A 273-nucleotide genomic window follows, 5' to 3' on the forward strand; every position below is an offset into this window, starting at 1 on the left:
GCAAAAGGTCGAGGTTCATATGCAGACGGTAATGGCAATCGTCGATTTCGCTGACCACCAGCTCAAAAAGAGGCCACTGGTCGGCAGGCAAAACGCGATAGCTCAGTTCATGCCGCCGTGTTTCCAGCGCGATGCGCTGTTCTTCCGGGGAAAGCGCGCGCAGATCGTCACGCGGGATGTGATACTCCGGCGTTGTCGCCAGGATTCGCTGCTGCCCGTCGGCATCAACCACCATACGCAACATATCGTGGCGTGCGATGAGCTGGTTCCATG

1 protein-coding gene is annotated in these 273 nt (G+C 57.9%); it reads right to left on the bottom strand.

Annotated features, from left to right (window positions below; translation table 11 throughout):
* The coding region (locus UTM25_RS22550) for a hypothetical protein (RefSeq protein WP_320715398.1) at positions 1-273 on the bottom strand (273 nt) is incomplete at both ends.

Origin of the sequence: Enterobacter sp. 61D5 (assembly GCF_034107965.1) — a bacterium.
In the GTDB taxonomy this organism is placed as follows: domain Bacteria; phylum Pseudomonadota; class Gammaproteobacteria; order Enterobacterales; family Enterobacteriaceae; genus Enterobacter; species Enterobacter cloacae_M.